This is a genomic window from Noviherbaspirillum galbum, from assembly GCF_010974945.1.
GTDB classification, from domain to species: Bacteria; Pseudomonadota; Gammaproteobacteria; order Burkholderiales; family Burkholderiaceae_D; genus Noviherbaspirillum; species Noviherbaspirillum galbum.
Window position 1 is genome coordinate 72394 of the sequence record NZ_JAAIVB010000073.1, and the last position, 21285, is coordinate 93678.

Consider the following 21285-nt stretch of genomic DNA (forward strand, 5'->3'; position numbering starts at 1 on the left):
GCCGCTAAACGACGATCCCGGCGACCCTGGCATGGAAGCTCCGGGCACCTGCATCGCGTGTGCCGGCTGCCCTGGCAAGGCCGCATGGGCCATCCCCATGCCGCTGGCGCGCAACCGACACAGACGATACCCATGGAAGATTTCTGGCAGACATGCTCGGCAATGCTTGAGCAGGAGCTGACCCCTCAGCAGTACAGCGCCTGGATCAAGCCGCTCGCGCCCCTCGACTTCGAGGACGGCCGCCTGCGGATCGCGGCGCCAAACCGTTTCAAGCTGGATTGGGTCAAGGCGCAGTTTGCCAGCCGCATCACGCACCTCGCATCCGAATACTGGCAATCGCCCATCGAGGTGCAGTTCGTGCTCGACCCCCGGCTGAACGGCGCGCGCAAGCCCGCGCCGGTGCCGGCCGTCGTTTCCGGCCCGCTGGTCGACATGCCCACCGAGATCGCCGACCGCGTCGACATCGCCATCGATACCGGGCCCCGGCGCGACCAGAGCAAGATCAACGACGCGCTCACCTTCGACAGCTTCGTGACCGGCAAGGCCAACCAGCTCGCCCGCGCAGCCGCCATCCAGGTTGCCAACAACCCGGGCGTTTCCTACAACCCGCTCTTCCTTTACGGGGGTGTCGGCCTTGGCAAGACCCACCTGATCCACGCGATCGGCAACCAGGTCCTGCAAGACCGGCCCAACGTCAAGATCCGCTACATCCACGCGGAACAGTATGTCCGTGACGTAGTGACCGCTTACCAGCGAAAGGGTTTCGACGAGTTCAAGCGCTACTATCACTCGCTCGACCTGCTCCTCATCGACGACATCCAGTTCTTCGCCGGCAAGAGCCGAACGCAGGAAGAATTCTTCTACGCCTTCGAGGCATTGATTGCCGCGAAGAAACAAATCATCATCACCAGCGATACCTATCCCAAGGAAATCACCGGCATGGATGATCGGCTGATTTCCCGCTTCGACTCCGGCCTGACGGTGGCGGTCGAACCTCCCGAGCTCGAAATGCGGGTGGCGATCCTGCTGAAAAAGGCGGCGCAGGAAGGCGCGGCCCTGAACGACGACGTGGCGTTTTTCGTCGCCAAGCACCTGCGCTCCAACGTGCGCGAACTCGAAGGCGCGCTGCGGAAGATCCTTGCCTATTCCCGTTTCCACGGCAAGGAAATCACCATCGATGTTGTCAAGGAGGCATTGAAAGATCTGCTTTCGGTCCAAAATAGGCAGATATCGGTGGAGAACATCCAGAAGACGGTTGCCGACTTCTTCAACATCAAGGTCGCCGACATGTATTCGAAGAAGCGCCCCGCCAACATCGCGCGGCCGCGCCAGATCGCCATGTACCTGGCCAAGGAACTCACCCAGAAAAGCCTGCCCGAGATCGGCGAGCTGTTCGGTGGCCGGGACCACACCACCGTGCTGCACGCCGTACGCAAGATCGCCGCCGACCGCGCCAAGAACCCGGAAGTCAACCACGAATTGCACGTGCTGGAGCAGACGCTGAAAGGATGATCAAGGGGTAATCCACAGCTGCCTCGCTCCTTGTGGATAACTTGCCATGGAAAAGCGGAGCCTATCGCGGGAAACCCTTTCATTTCATTAAAAGGGGGGCGTTTTCTGTCAAAATAGAGGCTGGCCGCCAGCGTGATCCACGCCTAGGCGGCAGCGCTTCAGAAAGACTGTTTTACCGGTATCGCATTGCCTCAACACATTATTACAAGGACAAACGCATGCAATTGGTTAAAACCAAACGAGACACGCTACTCCGACCCTTGCAGATCGTGAGCGGTATTGTCGAGCGTCGGCACACGCTGCCGATTCTGGCCAATATCCTCATTCGTAAGGACGGCGAGAAAGTCTCCTTCTTGTCCACCGACATCGAAGTGCAGATCACCACGCACGCCGAGATCGGCAGCGGCGGCGAAGTCTCGGCAACCACGGTCGCCGCGCGCAAGCTGCTCGACATCCTGCGCGCGCTGCCGGATTCCGGCGACGTCGCCCTCTCGATCGCCAACAAGCGCATGACCGTGCAGTCCGGCAAGTCGCGCTTCGCCCTGCAGACCCTCGCCGCCGAGGAGTTTCCGACCGTCGCGCAGGCCGAGCAATACAACGCCAAGGTCACGCTGCCGCAAAAGACCCTGAAGCACCTCTTCAACATGGTGCATTTCGCCATGGCGCAGCAGGACATCCGTTACTACCTCAACGGCATGCTGCTGGTGGTCGATGGCCGCAACGTGATCGCCGTGGCGACCGACGGACACCGCCTCGCCTTCTGCCAGGTTGAGACCGACCAGGAGTTCCAGCGCCAGGAAGTGATCATCCCGCGCAAGACCATCCTGGAATTGCAGCGCCTGCTCGAAGACCTGGAAAATCCGGTCGAACTCGAGATCGCGAACAACCAGGTGAAGTTCACCTTCGCCGACATCGAGTTGATCTCGAAGCTCGTCGAGGGCAAGTTCCCCGACTACACCCGGGTCATCCCCAAGGGCTACAAGAACAACTTCACCATGGACCGCCAGACCCTGCTGCATTCCCTGCAGCGCGCGGCGATCATGACGAGCGACAAGTTCAAGGGCGTGCGCTGCATCATCAGCCCGGGCAGCCTGAAGATCAGCTCGACCAACGCCGACCAGGAAGAAGCGGTGGAAGAACTGGAAATCGACTACGGTGGCGACAGCATCGACATCGGTTTCAACGTCACCTACCTGCTCGACGTGCTGAACAACCTCAAGGGCGACAACATCAACATCGCGCTTGGCGACGCCAATTCATCGGCGTTGATCACCGTGCCGGACAATGGCGACTTCAAGTACGTCGTCATGCCGATGCGGATCTAAACCAATAACAATTGCGGCAAACAAGGGGGGCACAGAAGCTGTGCGCCCCTTTGCCGCATTTATGGAATTTGAATTTGAACGGTCGCTGGCGCTGAAAACGCGGCAACGGCCCCAACCGGAACGGGTTGAGGCCCTGCGCAAGGCAGCAAGACATCGAAGAATCGCCACGCCATCGACCAGACAACCCTAGCGTCATCAGAAAGCAGCCATGTCCGCCATTCCTCAAGAAACCACTCCGCAACCGCAGCAGCAATACGGTGCGTCCTCCATCCAGATCCTCGAAGGTCTCGAAGCAGTGCGCAAGCGCCCAGGCATGTACATCGGCGACACCTCTGATGGCACCGGCCTGCACCACCTCGTGTTCGAGGTGCTCGACAACTCCATCGACGAAGCGCTCGCCGGCCACTGCACCGAGATCCACGTCACCATCCATTCCGACAACTCGATCTCCGTGACCGACAACGGCCGCGGCATTCCGACCGGCATCAAGTGGGACGACAAGCACGATCCCAAGCGCAGCGCCGCCGAGATCGTCATGACCGAGCTGCATGCCGGCGGCAAGTTCGACCAGAACGCCTACAAGGTGTCCGGCGGCCTGCACGGCGTGGGCGTGTCCTGCGTGAACGCGCTGTCCAAGCTGCTGCGCCTGACCATCCGCCGCGACGGCAAGGTGCACGCCATGGAATTTTCCAAGGGCGTGGTCCAGAACCGCGAACTCGAAACCCAGGATGGCGTGGCCGTGTCCCCCATCAAGGTCATCGGCGAAACCGACAAGCGCGGCACGGAAGTGCATTTCTGGGCAGACGAGGAAATCTTCAGCCACGTCGAGTTCCACTACGACATCCTCGCCAAGCGCATCCGCGAACTCTCCTTCCTCAACAACGGCGTGCACATCCGGCTGACCGACCAGCGCACCGGCAAGGAAGAAGACTTCGCCTTCGAGGGCGGCACGCGCGGCTTCGTGGAGTACATCAACAAGAACAAGAACGTGCTGCACCCGACCATCTTCCAGGCCACCGGCGAGAAGGCATCGGAGATGGGCACGACGATTTCGGTCGACGTATCGATGCAGTGGAACGACGCCTACAACGAACAGGTGCTTTGCTTCACCAACAACATCCCGCAGCGCGACGGCGGCACCCACCTCACCGGCCTGCGCGCGGCGATGACACGCGTCATCAACAAGTACATCGAAGAGAACGACTTCGCCAAGAAAGCCAAGGTGGAGATCGCCGGCGACGACATGCGCGAAGGCCTGACCTGCGTGCTGTCGGTCAAGGTGCCCGAGCCGAAGTTCAGTTCCCAGACCAAGGACAAGCTCGTGTCGTCCGAGGTGCGCGGACCCGTCGAGGAAATCGTTGCCAAGACGCTGACCGACTTCCTGCTCGAGAAGCCTAACGACGCCAAGCTCATCTGCGGCAAGATCGTGGAAGCCGCGCGCGCCCGCGAAGCCGCGCGCAAGGCCCGCGAACTCACGCGCCGCAAGGGCGTGATGGACGGCCTCGGCCTGTCCGCCAAGCTGGCCGACTGCCAGGAGAAGGATCCAGCGCTGTGCGAACTGTATATCGTCGAGGGCGACTCCGCGGGCGGTTCCGCCAAGCAGGGACGCGACCGCAAGTTCCAGGCGATCCTGCCGCTGCGCGGCAAGGTGCTCAACGTCGAAAAGGCGCGCTTCGAAAAGATGCTGTCCTCCGAGCAGATCACCACGCTGATCGCCACGTTGGGCACCAGCATCGGGCCGGATGAATTCAACGTCGAGAAGCTGCGCTACCACCGCATCATCATCATGACCGACGCCGACGTCGACGGCGCCCACATCCGCACCCTGCTGCTCACCCTGCTGTACCGCCAGATGCCGCAGCTGGTCGAGCGCGGCCACGTGTACATCGCGCAGCCGCCGCTCTACAAGGTCAAGCACGGCAAGGACGAGCGCTACCTGAAGGACGACGTCGAGGAAGCGCAGTACATGATGCAGATCGCGCTGCACGACGCGGCCCTGATCCCGACCGACAACGCCCAGCCCATCATCGGCGAAGCCCTGTCCGAACTCGTGCGCCAGTACAACACCGCCAATGCGATCATCATGCGCCTGTCGCGCGCCTACGATGAAGCCGCCCTGTCGGCGATCATGACCGGCGTGACGCTCAACCTCGACACGCTCGCCAATGCCGAGGCTTCCGCCGCGGCCCTGGCCAAGTCCATCAACGATCCGTCGGTGGAAGTGGTGGTCAAGTCGGACGAGCTTTCCGACAAGCACATGCTGCGCATCCAGCGCCGCCATTTCGGCAACCTGAAGGTCAGCGTGATCGACGCCGACTTCGTGCATGGCCCGGATTACCAAGTGCTTGCCAATGCCGCCGCCACGTTCAAGGGTTTGATCGGCCAGGGCGCGATGGTGCGCCGCGGCCAGGGCGACAAAGCCAAGGAAATCGCGATCCGCGACTTCCACGAAGCCATGGACTGGCTGCGCGACGAAGCCGAGCGCGGCGTGTCGAAGCAACGCTACAAGGGCCTCGGCGAAATGAATCCCGAGCAGCTGTGGGAAACCACCATGGACCCGAACGTGCGCCGCCTGCTCAAGGTGCAGATCGAAGACGCGATTGCCGCAGACCAGATCTTTACCACGCTGATGGGCGACGACGTGGAACCGCGCCGCGCCTTCATCGAGTCGAACGCGCTGCAGGCAGGGAACATCGACGTTTGATGGCCTGTGTAGCGGGAACCATAATGTGAGATTTTGGGAAGCATCCATTGAGACATTTATCGGCGGATGTGCCTCGATAGCTCAGATTGATGGCGTCTAGCCCACCGTGACTCCGTAAATAATGACGGCCGCCTCATTGAGGTGGCCGTCGTTCTTTCAAGCCACGAAACAATCCTGACCGCACACGTCACAATATAGTCTGGACTGCATTGGGAGGCTCGTTCACAAGCTTCGGAGTGCGTGTTTCTCTAAGCACTCTTCAGAATCGATGGTCTCGGTACAGGTCCGAAATGACTTGCTGTATCGGCCATAACCAAAAATATTTAATTTCCATAAGCGGCAGAAATGCGCCTCTTCGTACGGAATTTGGGGCCAAGGGGCGGAAATGTGCCGCTTACGGTGATTAGAAGCTTCGCCGACTGTTTGACCGCCAAGCTTAGGTGAGAACAGATATTAGGGCTGAACGCCAAGGTCAAAGACGTCATCGCGAAGTTATATAGGCCGGCACAAGGCACGCAGGCTATCGCGATTTCTCGAGCAGGCGCCGAACGCATTACCTAGATGCAGCAACACCGAATAAGATTGCCGAAAACCTACAGACCGTGGCTTGTAATCCTTCCCCGGCGTAGGTTATTGAGCTGGCAGAATGCGTTGATAATCGGCCGTAAGCGGAATTACCTGTGCTCGCCCGACCCAGGATTGGGATGCCGTCATGAAGCTATGGTGATATGCCCAATGGGCTACGCGAGTCATCGTAGAACTGTCACATACGAAATGACTACCCAGCTCGTTCGCCAACACCGTTCCTTGACGCTCGTTCCTGTCGCACCATTTTTCCAAATGCACGGTGGCCGCCAGCAAATCTCGCTTATCGCTATTGCAAGTCTTATGGGCCAGAACGAAGTTATGTGCCAAGTCTCTCGGATAACGAGCCCAAGGGATGAAATGGTCTACCTCGCCCGTATTGCGCAGTGCGCCTTGGCAGTAGAAGCAGGTATCCGACTGAATCTCCCTTAGCACCGGCCGAGCAGTCGCCAAATTGGCGCGACTCGTCCCGAACAGCGCCTGCTCCAGGTCTGAAGCCTCGCCGATGACTGTGGCGTTGTTCGGATTGGCTCGAATATGGTTAATCCACGCGCTGCGCGCCAACTGCTGGACCAGTCCCTGAAAACGCCGCAAGTTGTACATCACACCCGGCAACAGGCGGATACTCGCGCTTGGTCCAGGGACATACAGAAAATTCACTTCTTGCCGCCGCAAGATTTGTAGGCGCCATAGCGGCATCTCCTTTAGCAGAGCCACCGTTTTCCGGAGAGCGTTGGGCCATTCCGTTGAGGCGCGCGCTTTGGGGAGCGTGCCATGGCGGCTACGGATGTCGTTCAGGAGCAAAACCGTGGCCGCCTGACGGCCATTGTTTTGCATGAGTACGCCAACCTGACCACCGGCGGTGTACGGTATCACTTGAGGCCAATACAACTCCAGAAATTTATCGGCAATGGCCGCATACGACAGGTCAAGTGTGTCACCGGAATCAGTGCCATGTTCCACAGCCAACTCAGTCAGTGCCAGCAATAGCGCAAACTTGTAGGTGGCAACGAATTCGCCTTCTTCGAACAGGCGCTGGATATGGTCAAGGAAGGAGAGTTGTTCCTCCGAAGACGGGATTGCCATCATGGTTAGCGATTGCTCCAATAATCGGCTTTTTCCGCAATTACCCAGCGGACCCCGCCTTGTGGGTCGGGTAAGTCGCCTGCGTACCGGGGAATCAGATGCATGTGGAGGTGCATTACAGTTTGGCCCGCGGCTTGGCCATCATTGATGCCAATGTTGTAGCCCGCAGGGGCAAATTCTTTATCCAAATCGATTTTTGTTTTATCGAGTAGCGCAAGGAGCGCGCTTCGCTCATCCAAAGTCGTGTCAAAAAAAGACCCGATATGTCGGCGCGGAATAATCAGTGTATGTCCAGGGCTGACAGGAAATCCGTCCCGGATTGCAATTGCGAATTCATTCTCAGCGATGATTCTTGCCGTAGGCAGGGTGCAAAAGACGCAAGGCATGGCATGCAATTTGGTTGAAGAGGGTGAATAAGTTACTGACGTAAAAACTGCATTTTCTCATTGTCGAGTACGGAATCCATTTCCCATGCCACAACTTCTATAAAGCGCAATTCCTCTTACGAGCAAGTATAGCTACGGCAATGCTTTCACAGATTCCTTGACTCGTTCCACATTGCCCGGTACTACGTTGATTTGGAACGCGCCCACCTGAGCTATCGAACGAGCTGCGGAATGGCACTCCATGATTTATGCCAAGGAATAGCGCTATGTGATGGGGGACATGACCTGCGCTTTAGCGAGCTTGTCGCAGCGGGCCCTGTCCACCACGGCATAACGTTCGAGCAGAAATCATTTTCTTGAGTGACGGTTTACGAGCACTGAATTTCATGGTTCCTCTCCTGGGCACGGCGGTTGCCGATAAAGCGTCCAGCGCTAATTTTTAACATTAACGCCCGGAAGGAACTCAATTTCAGTGCGGGGAACCAGCTCGCCATATGGAATGGGACGTCCAGCACGTGCCTCGTTCGTGTTTTCAATCCAATGGGCCCAGGCTCGACCTGTCGTCGCGTCATAAACAAGCTTATATAAATATTTCGGTACCCAGGCCTTTCCCGGAGCAATCGTCTTCGGCGTCCCATCAAATACCGGGCCGGTAATGACGTACACATCACCCTTCGCAACGGGTCGGAAACGGCCCTTGCCAAACTTACGGTATCGGCCATAAGCGGTCGTTCAACTCATCGCTTCTATATCTGCTTCAGGGCGGGAGTTGTCGTCCAGTCCGTGTTCCTCAGCGACTCAATAGTCCAGAAAGATTGCGCAAAATCAGGGGCGCCATTACTGATGGATTGAGTCCTTTGATCAAAGCCAAATTGATCACCGTGTCAGCGACTGCTTGAGGACGCACGGCTACTCCATTGCTCTGCACAAAGGGGCCATCAGTCTCGGTCAGAATGCGTTCAACGGGCAATTGCTCGACCAACGCACGGTGACGAGGTCCCTTAAGCATTTCCGAGTTAACTGAAAAATAGCAGCCGAGGTCGATCGCACGCCTCGCCTCGGACAGGGAACCTGTAAACCAATGCAGCACTACCCGGCCTCGTCCGAGCGGTAGACTTTTCTCGACATGTCCCAGCACCTTCGACGCTGATCGAACGCTGTGTACGGTCAAAACCTTGTCACCGTGTTCGGCACACGCCCTCAGCACACGCTCAAATACGCGCTCCTGTGCCGCAAAACTCTTGTAGAACCGCGGACTCGCATCTAGGCCGACTTCTCCGACGTACCTGGTCTCGCTCAAGAGGCTCTCAAAAAGTGCGATCTCCGATTCTCGCTCGCCAACGAGTTGTGGGTGCAGCCCCAAGGCAACGCGAACGTGCTTGGCGTGCGCGGCCATGTCCCGATTCCGAGCCCACGCCTTCGGCGTGGTCGTAACGGTCAACGTCGCGACGCCCTCTCGATCGCATTCCTCGATCAGTGCGGCGTGGTCTGGGTAAAGGTCAAGGTGACAGTGGAAATCGACCCAATTGGGCTTTACAGGGGCCGTCGCGTTCACAGAGGCTCTGCCCTCACGCCTTCGAGGAGCCGGGCAACCTCCTCGAGACCCGCGGCATAGACATTCATATAGGCGGGAAGCTCGTTGGGGTGATCGGAAAGCGGCCCCGGCCTATGAATGTCGAAGCGCGCACGTTCCGGCCGTGAGCGCAACCGCGAGATTGCGAGTTGGAACGACCGGACATGGTTGCCCTCGGCCCGCTCGGAATCGAGGACCTGCGCATGTAGATCCGGAACTTGATATGGCGTGTCATCGTCGATTCTGCCTTCTAGGAGCGAAGCTCGACGGATCAGGCACGGCACGCAGTATCCACAATGCTTGGGCTGGCGTTGACTCTCTTCTTTTGCGAACCGTGTCTTCCCCGGCGACGAGCAGGACATGGTGTTCTTCGCCTGCGTTGCCAGAAATTCGCGCTCAGCGCATCCGAGCGCCATTTGGCCCTTGGTCATCAGACCGTACCGGTTGTGCAAACGTGAGCGAAGACCAAGCCTACTTATAAGTTCGTTCACGCGCGCCATGTAGAAGGGATGCGTGGTCCGGGTACTCAGCGCCCCGAGCCGAAGAGGGTCGAGTGGAACGTTCAATGAAATCAGGCCGTTCTCCGGCACGTGGATCGTCACGTCGTCACCCACTGCATCGGCGGCAAGGGCAGCCAGCGCAAAGAACATGAAGGAGCGGCCGCGGAGCGTGTCCTCGACCGGAGACTCGTCGACGGTATCCTTGGGGAAGCCGACTCGGGCCCGAATGTGGCTGAATTCGGCTTCGGCATATTTGGCCTTGAGAGCCTCGGCGCAGATCGTCTGGTGCTGACTGGTAATGCCATCCCAGTAGTGACTCACTAGCAAAGGCGTTTCGGCAGCTGCGAACAAGTCGACCGCGCCGATGAAGCTGTCGAGCCCACCCGAAAAAAGACACACGCAAGTGGGATTCGCTGTTCGAAGGCTTTCGGTTGGCGGCACAAGAATTCCTCGTGAGCTTGGTCGCGCTCGGAATCGAAGGGTCCATTTGTCTCCGGTCAAAAAATCAAGCGTCGTATGCAGGAGAGGCGTGACGGCCTCCCAGAGTGTCGGCTCCACCACCGGCACGCTGATTTCGATTTCTCGCGTCCAGCCGTCCTGTGCTTCTGTCTCGCGAGAAATTCGCGTGTCCGCCGCGGTGACGGTCGCTGCGAGCAAGGCGAAATCAACAGCTCGCTCGCTCGGTGACAGGCCAAGCGCATCGAGCTGCTCAAGCGCTTGCCCAAGGCCGAAGCCCAACCGCTCATAGCTATCGAGGAAGTCGATCTCTGTGACGTGAGCCTCAGGGCGAGCGGGTGTAACGGGTGCATCGTCGGACGCCCCCAGTCTGCTCACCAAGGTATGTTGCCTCATTGCGCATCCTCTCCTGCGTCGGCGATCAATTGAAAAGCAGCCTCATAGATCTCATTGGATCTCTGCTCGACCTCCCGGTCCGTCAACTGATCGACACCTGTCAACAACCCGGAAAGATGGGCCCTGCAACAACCGTTGATGAAGTCCCGAAGTTGTTCGTGGGTTCGCTCAACCGACTCCACGTCAGCGGCGAGCGTGATGCCGCGAGATCCGATGTCGGCAATCACTCGCCCTTCGATCGATAGCGAGACGAAATCAAGGAAAAATTCGCGCAACTGCTCGGGCGTGAGCTGACCAAATTCAGCCGGGCCTGCACCGTCGAGATTGCCAATCGCCTCGAGCATCGCTTGCCTCGAAATGGCTTCATCGATGGCTCCGCCCGGTGGGCAAAGGAACTCCAGCATGAAGAGGAAGACTTCGGTGGCCGGCCGGTCAACCATGCGATCAAGATCGAGACGACGCAGAGTGTCCAATGCGCCGATCCGCTGGAAGTCCCTGACGACGCCCAGAAGTCTCGACCCGGTCGCTCGGGACGCCCCCATTCGTTGCGCCGCCCTGCCCGCACCACCGCTACCGCCTCCACTCACGCGACCGTTGCCGCCCCGTACATACCCGGCCAGTGCAGCGCCGAGCGTGCTGCTACTGCCATTCTTCGAGAAGCGGGTGAAGGCCGTCCTTGCCCCGGTGAGAGCGCCGCTGCCGGGCGCCTGGGACACCGAAACTCCATCGGAACCGTCTGCGCCGTCTCCACCTGCGTCACCGCTGTCCTCGGCATCTCCATTGCCGCCTCCCGATCCGCCCGCAGGCGATTCAAGCCATGAAGGAACTAGCCCATTGGGTGGACCGCCATATCCCTTTGATGTACCCATCGATTCCTCAGATCTTCTTGCCCAACGACTCCATCAGAGTCGCGGCCTTCTTCAGTTTCGGGTTTTCGTCTTGCTCGCCCCAACTCTTCCGCAGGGCGTTGACGTTGTTCACAAGGGCAGCATCCTTGATGCCCGACACGAGGTTCAGTGGCCATATCCCTACCTTGGAGAGGTCCAACGACTTCGCAAATTCCAGAACGCGCCGTCCCGTCTCTGGCCCGCGCTCGGAAAGAACGAGAAGCCCATGCATCCCCCTCGGCTCGGAACGCATGTCATCGGCTTGCAGGATCTGGTCACTGACCGCGTTGAAGACTTCATCAACTTCCTGGGGCGAGAGATTCGCGACGTCGGTCACGCAACCTCGTGCCGCCATTTTGCCGCCCATGAGTCTGGCGACCAAGCTTTCGAGATGCGCTGACGCGGTGATCCCGCCGAGCGATCCCCGCTTGTCCCGAGTGACAAACACGTAGGGAAGGAGATCGACACCCGCGAGCGGAGGATCGATCGCAGCCCAGCCCTTGATCCATTCGTTCTTCGACCAGTCGGCAACTTCTGGTGCCTGGGCTTTCGGTGCGGCCGCCTTCGTTGCCGACTTCTTGCCGACGGATTCAGGCGTTGCTTCCGAACTTTGGGCCTCTACAGCAGGCTCCCCTCTGCTGTTCTTAATGCTTTGCTCGAACTGCGCAAGGGCCTCGGGCTTGCCGCCTTCCACCGTCGCCAACTGGGCGAGTTGCTTGTAGAAGTCAGGATAAAAACGCTCTGCGAGCATGATCTTTCCGAGGATGATGAGCTTGACGTCACCACCGAAGCCGCGCTCCTCGGCGATGGCCTGGCGGAGCATCATCGAATTCAGGAATCTCTTGATCTGTCGTGGATTGCCATGCGTTCCTTCCGTCAGCAATCTCGTCAGATGCGTGCTGATCAACTGAGCTTGCCTCACCTCCGTCGGCACCGGCTCGCCCACAGCTTCCGTCACCGCCCGGGCATCCAGCCCGCGGCTTTGCCATGGTCGCTTCATATCCTCGCGAGCGACTGCCAGCAGCTTTTTGAAGCGCGGGTCCTCGGACGTGAGCGCGAGCTCGGCAAGTAGGAGCGTGATGTACACTCGTGTCTCGGCCACGCCCAGCGCGGGGACCCGAAATGGAACCTGGATCAGTTTTTCGAGGTAGTTCCTTGGGTAACTGACTGGGCCGGTGCTGGGCGGGAGATCTGGGAAATGTTCCTTCACCGCGTACTCGATCATGAGTTCGTCGGCGCCGATCACAAAGGCCGTGCGATCCACCATCAGGAAAAGGCGGATCGTCTCGAGAGTCGCGATGGCCGTCTTTGGGAGGCACCGGTCGAGGTCGTCGACGATCACGACCAGTCGATCCAGTTCGGCTGCCTTGAGCAACTCCTCGAATTCGTTACGGAACTCGTGCATATGGGCAGGAAGGCGATCGGCGTCTTTCGGAGAATCCTTGACGAACTCCTTGGCTTGGGCCGCCACGCCCTTCAAATCCTCGACAGAGATGTGGTCCTCGGGCTTTGCCAGAAAGGCCGTGACCGTGTCGACAACACCCCGTACCTGATCTAGGGTTGGGATACCTGTGGCGGCAGTGAATACAAGACCACCGGCCCTGTGCGCCATCTTGAGCCAGTCCACGCGCCGTAGGACTTTCTTGGCTGCGTCGGCCACCTTCGTCGAGGCTGGCCGGGCGCGACGAAGCTCTTCTACGATTGTCTCGATGACGACCGTCTTGGCATCTTCGAAACCTTCGAATGTCCAGCCGTTGAACCACAGGCAGAGAACACGCTCCTCATCGTTGAACGCGGCCTCCGTCATCTTCAGGACGCTAGATTTTCCGGCGCCCCAGTCTCCATGGACTCCGATGGTGATCGGGGCGACTGGGGTCTCGCGAATGAAACGGACTACCGTTCTCGCGATGGCTTCGTAGTACAAGAGATCTGTCGCTGTCTCGCGGTCGTTGAGAAACATTGGCGTATCTGTGTTTGGGAAGCTATGTGGTCGATAGGGGTTTAGCCGCCCCCGATCAAGCGAGGGAGGAAACTGGCCGGGTGCGACAGTTCTCAAGGAATGGATCACCACGTTACATTAATACACGTCGAGATTCAATGGAATCTGAGGCAGTGAAGCACGCCCCCAACTGGGACCCCTACAACGTCGACTATCGCGCGGGATGTTTGCTCGCCTAAGGGGCCTTAGTCGGTTGCGTAGCAGTCGGATTTGGCGCATCGAAGGCTATCGGCTACCGATGCAAAGCAGTCATTGAGAACGAATTTGCGAAGGACTGTTTCCGTGGGATGGTGCACACCATGCCAGCAGATGAACCAACGCGCCCAATACCCGTAATTCTGCTCTATACGCAGGCTGTATTGCATGTACCGCAGGCGCGCTCGCAGTCGGTCCAACAGGCGCGTGGCGTTCAGACCCGGCCTGTGTGGTTTGTCGGTTGTGTTAATACTGTACCTAAATACAGCATATGGACGGCAGCACCTGTTCTCAAGCGGCTTGCAGCCGTCTCCAGACTTGGTGTTAAATCGCAACGTTCCATGTTAAGTTGCCATTTTGCGATTTATAACAAGTTATACAACATCAGGCCGCTACTATGAAATCTAAACGAATTTTTGTAAGCCATGCGGTGAAAGACAAGACCCTGGCTGACGCTCTAGTCGATCTTCTTGAGACGGGCACAGAAATATCTTCGGATGATATTTTTTGCTCTTCTCTGGAAGGCTTAGGGATTCCCAGCGGCCAGGACTTTATCACTTACATAAAGAGCCAAATCCAGCACCCTGAAGCTGTAATTCTCCTACTTAGTGAAAATTATTTTGCAAGCCAATTTTGCCTTTGCGAGCTTGGTGCTGCATGGGCCATGAGTCACAAAGCATATCCGTTGTTAGTCCCGCCACTAAAATATGCCGATGTAAAGGGAGTTCTTCTTTCAACGCAAGTAGACAAGATTGATAACGACAGCGACCTAGATCGTTTTTACGAAAATCTTAATGGAGAACTAGCCCTCACATCCACAAACATAGCCCGCTGGGGAGCAAAGAAGAGGCAATTTCTGAAGAAACTGCCAGATATCCTGTCGTCATTGGAGAAGCCAACTACCGTCAACCTAAAAGACTACGAAAGTTTAAAGACGGAGCACGACTCAAGTATTGCGCTCCAAGATGAATACGAAGACGAAATTTCAAAGCTTAGAGCCTTGATCAAGGAACTTGAAGGCTGCAAAGACGCATCCGAAGTTAAGAAAATCAAGCGCGAACATTTGAGCGGCATGAGTGCACTCTCAGAAGAGTTGGAGGCGTTTAAGCAGGCGGTACGAAGCCTCCCACCAATCGTAGTCTACATAATGTTCAGGCACTATACGGGCGTTCCATCTAAGTTCAATCCGTGGACAGAAAAGCAAGCAAACCAAGATGCTGGAAGTGCAACAGAAGATGGCTACCTTAAGTTCGATGATGGATTCGAACTCAATCTGGATGATCCAAAGGTTAAGAGAGCTTCATCCGCTCTTTGTAAGCTTGACAGATATATCGACGGCAAAGTATCAGACGAGGTTCTCTTGGAATTTGAGGAGGAATCCCAGTATCAACTATCCCTTTCGAACAGGCGGCTATGGAAAGACCATTTTTGCGATCAAATATCGAGGTACTTTGCATAACATGGCGGTCCGCACGGACGCTCCGCCGATAAAGCTGGCTCCGCGGCGGTTACCTCTACGTTAGGCCGCACACACGCTTCACGGCCACCATCAATTTCCACGAGGAGCAGCATGGCCAAATACCTGATCTCTTTTCCAAGCGCGGCAATGGTTGTGCCCGATGGCGAATGGAGAGCGGTAGGCCGCGACGCGCACGCTGTGATTGAGGAGGCGAAGACCGCCGGCGTCTATGTCTTTGGGGGCGGCATAGACGAGAGCGTATCTCCCGTACTCGTCTCGGCCAATGGGACGTTTAAAGAGGGAGGCTATCCGTGGGCGCCCCCACTCAACGGAGGTTTCACTGTGTTGGAACTGCCTTCGCGCGACGAGGCCATCGCGTGGGCGGCGCGTATCGCCAAGGCCTGTCGGTGCGACCAAGAACTTCGCGTCTTTGGGTTCGACCCTCATTCCTGAGGGGACAAAGAAATGACGCAGAAAGTGCGGCTTGACAATTCATTCAAGCCGACGCCGCTTCGCGGCGTGGCTTAATTCAGGCGTTCGTTATATGTAAAGGGAGCGATAGTGACTGGAGTGCTGCGCTCGGTAATTCGATGGCTTGTGCCGGCCGGTTGCATCGTTATGGGGTTGCTTTATTTAAACAGCGCAGCATTTAGTTTTTGGGTCGCTGGCGGCCCGCCGAATGATTTTCCTGAGTCGTGGATTCAGCGTGGAATTTGGCATCTTTGTATTGCGTTTGCGCTGTTCTCTGTTGGCGCCGCAGTTTTTTTTGCAATGCCTAAGTTTCCGAAGTTAAGTAAGATCGGTATTTGTTTTCTTGGCATGGCAGTTGTACTTCTTATCGTTCCGGTTGCGCGCGAGTTCTTGATCTCGGACGCTTGCCTGGATAGTGGTGGTAGTTGGAACAAAGGGGAGTTCAGATGCCAAAGATGAGAACGTATAACTCGTCACTCAACCCAGACACGCAGCAAAGGGCTTGCCGCTCGGCGGCATCTGCTGCGTGCTGGTTAGTTCGGCGTTAGGTTTTATATGCACTATCGCGATGCCGATGACGAATACTTTGAAGTGTTCAAGGAATACGGATCTTCCTTGGCCGAAGTAATTGGCCGTACCGACTTTCCAAAAACTTACAGAGCAATGTTTGGATTCTGTGCAAAGGCAAACAGCCTTAAGACTGCGATGTTTGAGTGTGTCGACACGAAAAATCCTTATGCCTTCAAAGTCCTCTTTCGCTGCTTCTGCGAGCACTATCTCAAATTCACCTACCTCTGGGCTTGCTTCGTAAAGGAGAAATCGGACCGTGTTGGAAGCGATTATTTTTCATTCTGTGGTGCAGTTGAGGCCCAAGACTATGTTGCCGCGATCGCTATGGCGGAAAGGCTACTGGGGAATGAGGTAGTTGCAAACACGAGAAACGCAATCGCTGAGTTTTACCCTGATGCTGCGAAACTCAGTGCCCGCGAGCTAAAACAGCTCTCCGGCCAATTTAAGTACCGCACAATATTGCGGTTTCTAGCTGATGAGAGGTTTGCGTTTGTTGCAAAGGAACGACCATTCCTTGCGCAAATCGTCCCGACTTATGCCTTATTGTCCTCATTTGTACATGGCGGACCCTATACTGATCTTGAGATGGCGAACTTTTCACAACCGTCTGTTATTGCTGAATGTGAAAGCAATGCTGAAGTTGTAATGTTAATGTCCGCTACTGTGTTCATGTTTACCGCAGCAGCAATATCGCGAGAATATCCGGAGTTCAACGGAATTGCCCCAAAAGTGAATTCAATAATTAAACGCTTTGTCGCCGATGAAACCTAACTCGTTGCTGAATCCGGGCACGCGACAAGATCTTGCCACTTCCCGGCAACTGTCGCGCGCCTGTTAGAGCGGCGTTGGGCGTCATAACTCAAAGGCGACGTGTGCACCTTTCACGGATCAAAGCACTTGGCTCGCGGCTTGCCGACCACAAATACGTCTGGCTATGTTTGGGCCCAATCTTCATTGCGCTGGTCGTCGTGCTTATATTCGGTGCAACAGAGCGATTGATCCGCCTCACTGGTCTTGCTCTCCAAGTACTCGGCATCGGGACCGTCATTTGGGGGATCTCGGAAACGCGCGCCTTATTTGGACATGCTTCGCTCAGATCGATGGCTAAGGCGGGGCTTCAACGAATTTTCTCACGAAGCCATGATGTTACTGTTGGGGTTACTACCAACTCCGCGTCTACGTCCGCAGGAAAGTTAAGTGCGTTTACTAAGTTTGATCCAGGCCCGAACCCCTCGTTAGATTCGCGTCTCGACGCGTTGGAAAAGAACATCTCGGCTATACACGATCGCATCACCGAAACACAGCGGGAGTTGGACGGGGAGCGCATGAGGGCTATGGACGCGCTTAAGCGTGAGGCCGAAACACGACAGTGCGGGGATGCAGAGATTCAAAAGAAACTTGAAGCAACAGGTACTGGTGGCGTTCATATTTCAGCCATTGGTGCGGCCTGGCTATTTGTGGGCGTTGTTCTCAGTACGGCGGCCCCGGAAATCGCCTGCTTGCTGAAATGACGTCCAGCCGGTCATTTCAGCGATCGGACTTTAACTGCTAACACCTACCGCTGCATTTTAACGTTGAGCGTCCCCTTTTCGAAGCATGGCAGGCTGGTTTGGGTCGGAGGCAGCCCTTGCCAAACTTCCGGTATCGGCCAGAAGCGGGCATTCACGTATGGCTGCTTTCAAGTAGCAACTTTTTGGTCGCTACCGGCCCGCGGTGATGGACCGCAGCCGAACCCATGACCCCTGACGTTACGCTGCAAGACATCAAGCTGTTTCGCGCAGTAACTGTATTAAGATGCTGACAACAAGATCAGGACAGAGGAGAAGGCGATGCAGCCACAGAAGGCACCGATCACACAACTGTTTAGCGCACCGTATCAGTATCAGATTCCGGTATTCCAGCGGGGGTACGTCTGGACGTTGGAGAAGCAGGTAATTCCTCTCTGGGCAGATGTGGCCGACCGAGCGAATGCACTCCTGGACCGTCGAATGCTGCCGTCCGGCTCGGGAACACATGCCCTGCGACCGCTCGCAAAGCATTTTCTTGGGTCGATTGTGCTGGCCCCGTTGCAGAACAACTTCGGTCGGGTTGGTGCATATGAAGTGATTGACGGACAACAGCGAACCACAACTCTGCACCTATTGATATTGGCACTTCGTCACGCGACGCAGCAGCTAAGGGACTCGCCATTGCCACAGATGCTGGACGTGCTGGTCCGCAACCCGGGCCCGTATCCGAATCATTCCGACGACCATCACAAGGTTTGGCCCACACAAGCCGGTCGCCAGGAAATGAGGGCATTAGACGAGGCGATGAGTGCCGATGCTGTGTGCGAGGCCTATCCGGCCAAGATCGAGAGGAAGGTGGACGGCAAGAGGAAGGTCGAGAAAGTCGAGCGGCCGCTCATGATTCAAGCCTACCTATATCTGTACCACGCATGTCTAGCGTACTTGAGAGGTGTCGATCTCGGGGATGCCGTCGATGCCGCAAGTGAGCGCACCTTTAGCGATGCGCTGGTCAGCGCCATTCGGGGCTCGAACGTGGTGGAGCCATTGCAGGCAAAACTCGACATCCAAACCGACAGGGCAGAGATCCTATACACGACTCTCAACGAGAACATCCAGTTGATGACTCTGTCGCTGGATGCCGAAGATGATCCACAGGTCATTTTCGAGACGCTCAACGCTCGCGGTGAGCCGCTTCTCGCCTCGGATCTGATCCGAAACCTCATATTTCTCGAAGCAGCTCGCGACGGCAAGCCGGTGGCGACCTTATACGACGCGTACTGGAAGCATTTCGACGAGCAAAGTGACGATAAGAAGGTCGTCAGCGCGAATCGGTACTGGCGCGAGAAAGAACGCCAAGGCCGATTGACCTATCCGCGCATCGACCTGTTCTTTTTTCATTACACGATCTTACGAAGCCAGCATGAAACACTGGCCACGCACGTGTTTCAAGGGTTCAAGGAGTGGTGGCAGAAGGAACGGCGCGACCTGGATGGTGAGCTACGCCGCATTATCAAGGCGAGCGAAATCTTCCACGAGTTAGTCTCTCCCGAGGGAACGACGTATGTGGCGGAGTTTGGCCGACTCATCAAGACGTTGGACGTCAGCTCCATAACACCGGTCTACATGGCGCTACGTGAGCGACTCGAGGCCGATAGCGATTCGCTTCGGTTTGCTTTGAGCGATCTTGCTTCCTACCTGACCCGGAGGGCGGTTTGCGGCTTCACGACAAAGGGCTACAACCGCGTGTTCATGCGGCTGCTGGAGGTCGTCACGGGTGCCCAGGAGAAGCCGGAAGAAGCACTTCGCGAAGCGTTGCTGAAGCTGGGAGGCGACAGCCAGAAGTGGCCGACTGACGAAGAGTTTTCTGAGCGTTGGTCTAATCGTGCTGTCTATCGGGAACTCCGACCAGCCAAGGTTTGCGCCATGCTGCGAGCCCTGGAATATGCATCGCGTGGATCGTTCCAAGGCTCGCAGGAGGTTCCCGAGCAGTCCAAACTAACGGTGGAGCACGTCTTGCCGCAGACCTGGGAAGGCGACAGGCACTATCCCATTGAGGAAATGAAGGATGAGCACCGATTGGTTCGGAACCACATGGTTCAGACGTTTGGCAATCTGACGCTGCTGACGGGGCCACTCAACAGCTCCGTCAGCAACGGTCCTTTCCTCGACTATGAGGGGGAGGGAAAAACGATCGAGGGCAAGAAGGCCGGTCTAGGCAAGAGCGCGCTGGTGATGAATACGTATTTCAGCAGGCCGGCACTTCAGACGTGGGACGATGCCGCTATCCGGATAAGGGCAAAGGCGACCTTGGCCGCTGCGTTGCTGGTGTGGCCCCGTCCTGTTAAGCAGCTGGTAGAGCCTAGGAAGGTTTCGGATGCCTTGGGCGGCCAAGGACTGACACTATGATTTGGTAAGAGGTTAGTCATTCGTCCGGTCACAAGGTGCGGATCGGTCACTCTTGAGGTCGTAACTACGCTGAGGGAGCGGTCCTCAATGACCTTATCGTGCCGGATACCGTATGGCCGATACTTAGCGGTCAATCACCCCAAACGTAGCATTTTAGTCATCTGACGCGCCGAAGCCGTGTCGCTAGCGAATGTCCGCTTTTGGGCTCCAAATTCGATCTTGCGGATTTCTGCAATGGGTCGATTCCGGAAGCTCAGAGCTGTTGCGAGAAGAGTTGATCGGATGCTGTCGGGATTCGAACCACACGACTGGAATTCCCGCAAATTGACGAAGGACCTTTTAAAATCATCCCCATGTGCGCCAACTATCTCCCTGCCACGCCGGACCAACTGCAACGCTACTTCGGCGTCGCGGCGCCCGACTCACGCTACAAGGCGGAAGCCTATCCAGGTTACATGGCGCCGATGATTCGTCCGCCGCGCGCCGATTCATTACCTGGCGACCGCGCCTGTGCGTTGGCAATGTTCGGCATGGTCCCGCACTGGGCGAAACTGGATCTCGCGCGCCAGACATACAACGCCCGGACCGAGACTGTGGCCACCAAGCCCAGCTTCCGGAATGCCTACAAGAAGCGGCAATTCTGCATCATTCCCGTCCACAGCTTCTTCGAGCCGAATTACGAAACCGGCAAAGCTGTGCGCTGGGAAATCAGCCAAGCCGAGCGTGACCCCCTGGGGCTGGCCGGCATCTGGGAATACCGTGCCGACGGGCCCCATGGCTTGCCGCTGCTGTCGTTCTCGATGCTGACGATCAATGCCGACGGCGACCCATTGATGCAGCGGTTTCACAAGCCGGATGATGAGAAGCGCATGGTCGTGATTTTGCACCCCGACCAATACGATGCATGGCTGCATTGTCCGATTGAAGACGCTCCCGACTTTTTCACGCGCTTTCCGGCCAACCAGTTGACCGCCATCGCCGCGCCTCGAACCAGCGCCAAATCCGCCCAAGCAAACACCCCTCGCCCAGAGAACGGGTCATTGCTGTAACGCCATCGAAACCCTGTTCGCGCGGCACCGTCTCGCCGCGCGTGGTAAATCGCCATCGCCAAAGTGGGAACATGCATTGATTTTGAGCATGAACACCCACCCCCGCGCCCCTATTGGGTTTGGCGGCGCCATGCCCGGCTTTTCCACAAGCTATCTACTGCTTATCCACAACTGTCGTGGATAACTTTTGAAGCCCGGTACAACGCGGCACTTGCGCA

At 56.9% G+C, this 21285-nt stretch carries 16 protein-coding genes and 1 pseudogene; 10 read left to right on the plus strand and 7 right to left on the minus strand.

Features of this window, described 5'->3' with window-relative positions; genetic code table 11:
* The first annotated feature begins 132 nt into the window (after positions 1-132).
* The 3 genes from dnaA (at position 133) to gyrB (ending at position 5541) form a co-directional block, all read left to right on the plus strand.
* Positions 133-1512, plus strand: a complete 1380-nt coding sequence (dnaA, locus tag G3574_RS21205) for a chromosomal replication initiator protein DnaA (protein ID WP_163967592.1) — start codon at positions 133-135, stop codon at positions 1510-1512.
* 218 nt (positions 1513-1730) lie between these two features.
* Positions 1731-2837, plus strand: a complete 1107-nt coding sequence (dnaN, locus tag G3574_RS21210; protein ID WP_163967544.1) for a DNA polymerase III subunit beta — start codon at positions 1731-1733, stop codon at positions 2835-2837.
* A 208-nt stretch (positions 2838-3045) separates the two neighbouring features.
* Positions 3046-5541 (plus strand): DNA topoisomerase (ATP-hydrolyzing) subunit B, encoded by a 2496-nt coding sequence (gene gyrB / locus G3574_RS21215; RefSeq protein ID WP_163967545.1) that lies wholly within the window; start codon positions 3046-3048, stop codon positions 5539-5541.
* 630 nt (positions 5542-6171) lie between these two features.
* On the opposite strand, the gene G3574_RS21220 is transcribed toward gyrB, so the two are convergent.
* The 7 genes and pseudogenes from G3574_RS21220 to qatA all read right to left on the minus strand — a co-directional run bounded on the left by G3574_RS21220 (position 6172) and on the right by qatA (position 13370).
* Complete coding sequence (locus tag G3574_RS21220; RefSeq protein ID WP_163967546.1) at positions 6172-7215, minus strand: HNH endonuclease; 1044 nt, start codon at positions 7213-7215, stop codon at positions 6172-6174.
* Between the two features lie 2 nt (positions 7216-7217).
* Positions 7218-7598, minus strand: coding sequence for an HIT family protein (locus G3574_RS21225; protein ID WP_205609866.1), 381 nt, complete (start codon positions 7596-7598; stop codon positions 7218-7220).
* 432 nt (positions 7599-8030) lie between these two features.
* Positions 8031-8276 (minus strand): annotated as a pseudogene (locus G3574_RS21230) (DNA/RNA non-specific endonuclease); the annotation flags it as partial.
* A 112-nt stretch (positions 8277-8388) separates the two neighbouring features.
* Positions 8389-9153 (minus strand): Qat anti-phage system TatD family nuclease QatD, encoded by a 765-nt coding sequence (qatD, locus tag G3574_RS21235; protein ID WP_163967549.1) that lies wholly within the window; start codon positions 9151-9153, stop codon positions 8389-8391.
* Positions 9150-10523, minus strand: a complete 1374-nt coding sequence (qatC, locus tag G3574_RS21240) for a Qat anti-phage system QueC-like protein QatC (RefSeq protein ID WP_163967550.1) — start codon at positions 10521-10523, stop codon at positions 9150-9152. The genes qatD and qatC overlap by 4 nt, the downstream gene beginning before the upstream one ends.
* Positions 10520-11239, minus strand: a complete 720-nt coding sequence (gene qatB, locus G3574_RS21245; protein ID WP_205609867.1) for a Qat anti-phage system associated protein QatB — start codon at positions 11237-11239, stop codon at positions 10520-10522. The genes qatC and qatB overlap by 4 nt, the downstream gene beginning before the upstream one ends.
* 160 nt (positions 11240-11399) lie before the next feature.
* Positions 11400-13370 carry a Qat anti-phage system ATPase QatA gene (gene qatA / locus G3574_RS21250; protein ID WP_163967551.1) on the minus strand — a complete coding sequence of 657 codons (1971 nt, stop codon included), beginning with the start codon at positions 13368-13370 and terminating at the stop codon, positions 11400-11402.
* A gap of 631 nt (positions 13371-14001) precedes the next feature.
* On the opposite strand from qatA, the gene G3574_RS21255 reads away from it, so the two are divergent.
* The 7 genes from G3574_RS21255 to G3574_RS21285 all read left to right on the plus strand — a co-directional run bounded on the left by G3574_RS21255 (position 14002) and on the right by G3574_RS21285 (position 21067).
* The gene (locus G3574_RS21255) at positions 14002-15063 is read left to right on the plus strand and encodes a toll/interleukin-1 receptor domain-containing protein (protein WP_235953546.1); all 1062 of its coding nucleotides are present in this window, start codon (positions 14002-14004) and stop codon (positions 15061-15063) included.
* A 111-nt stretch (positions 15064-15174) separates the two neighbouring features.
* Positions 15175-15516 carry a YciI family protein gene (locus G3574_RS21260; RefSeq protein WP_163967553.1) on the plus strand — a complete coding sequence of 114 codons (342 nt, stop codon included), beginning with the start codon at positions 15175-15177 and terminating at the stop codon, positions 15514-15516.
* Positions 15517-15624: 108 nt separating this feature from the next.
* Positions 15625-15993, plus strand: coding sequence for a hypothetical protein (locus tag G3574_RS21265; protein WP_163967554.1), 369 nt, complete (start codon positions 15625-15627; stop codon positions 15991-15993).
* Positions 15994-16089: 96 nt separating this feature from the next.
* Positions 16090-16875 (plus strand): DUF5677 domain-containing protein, encoded by a 786-nt coding sequence (locus G3574_RS21270; protein ID WP_163967555.1) that lies wholly within the window; start codon positions 16090-16092, stop codon positions 16873-16875.
* A gap of 101 nt (positions 16876-16976) precedes the next feature.
* Positions 16977-17615, plus strand: a complete 639-nt coding sequence (locus tag G3574_RS21275) for a hypothetical protein (RefSeq protein ID WP_163967556.1) — start codon at positions 16977-16979, stop codon at positions 17613-17615.
* 318 nt (positions 17616-17933) lie between these two features.
* On the plus strand, positions 17934-20018 hold the full coding sequence (locus tag G3574_RS21280) for a DUF262 domain-containing protein (RefSeq protein WP_163967557.1): 2085 nt from the start codon (positions 17934-17936) through the stop codon (positions 20016-20018).
* A gap of 353 nt (positions 20019-20371) precedes the next feature.
* On the plus strand, positions 20372-21067 hold the full coding sequence (locus tag G3574_RS21285; RefSeq protein ID WP_163967558.1) for an SOS response-associated peptidase: 696 nt from the start codon (positions 20372-20374) through the stop codon (positions 21065-21067).
* Positions 21068-21285: the final 218 nt, after the last annotated feature.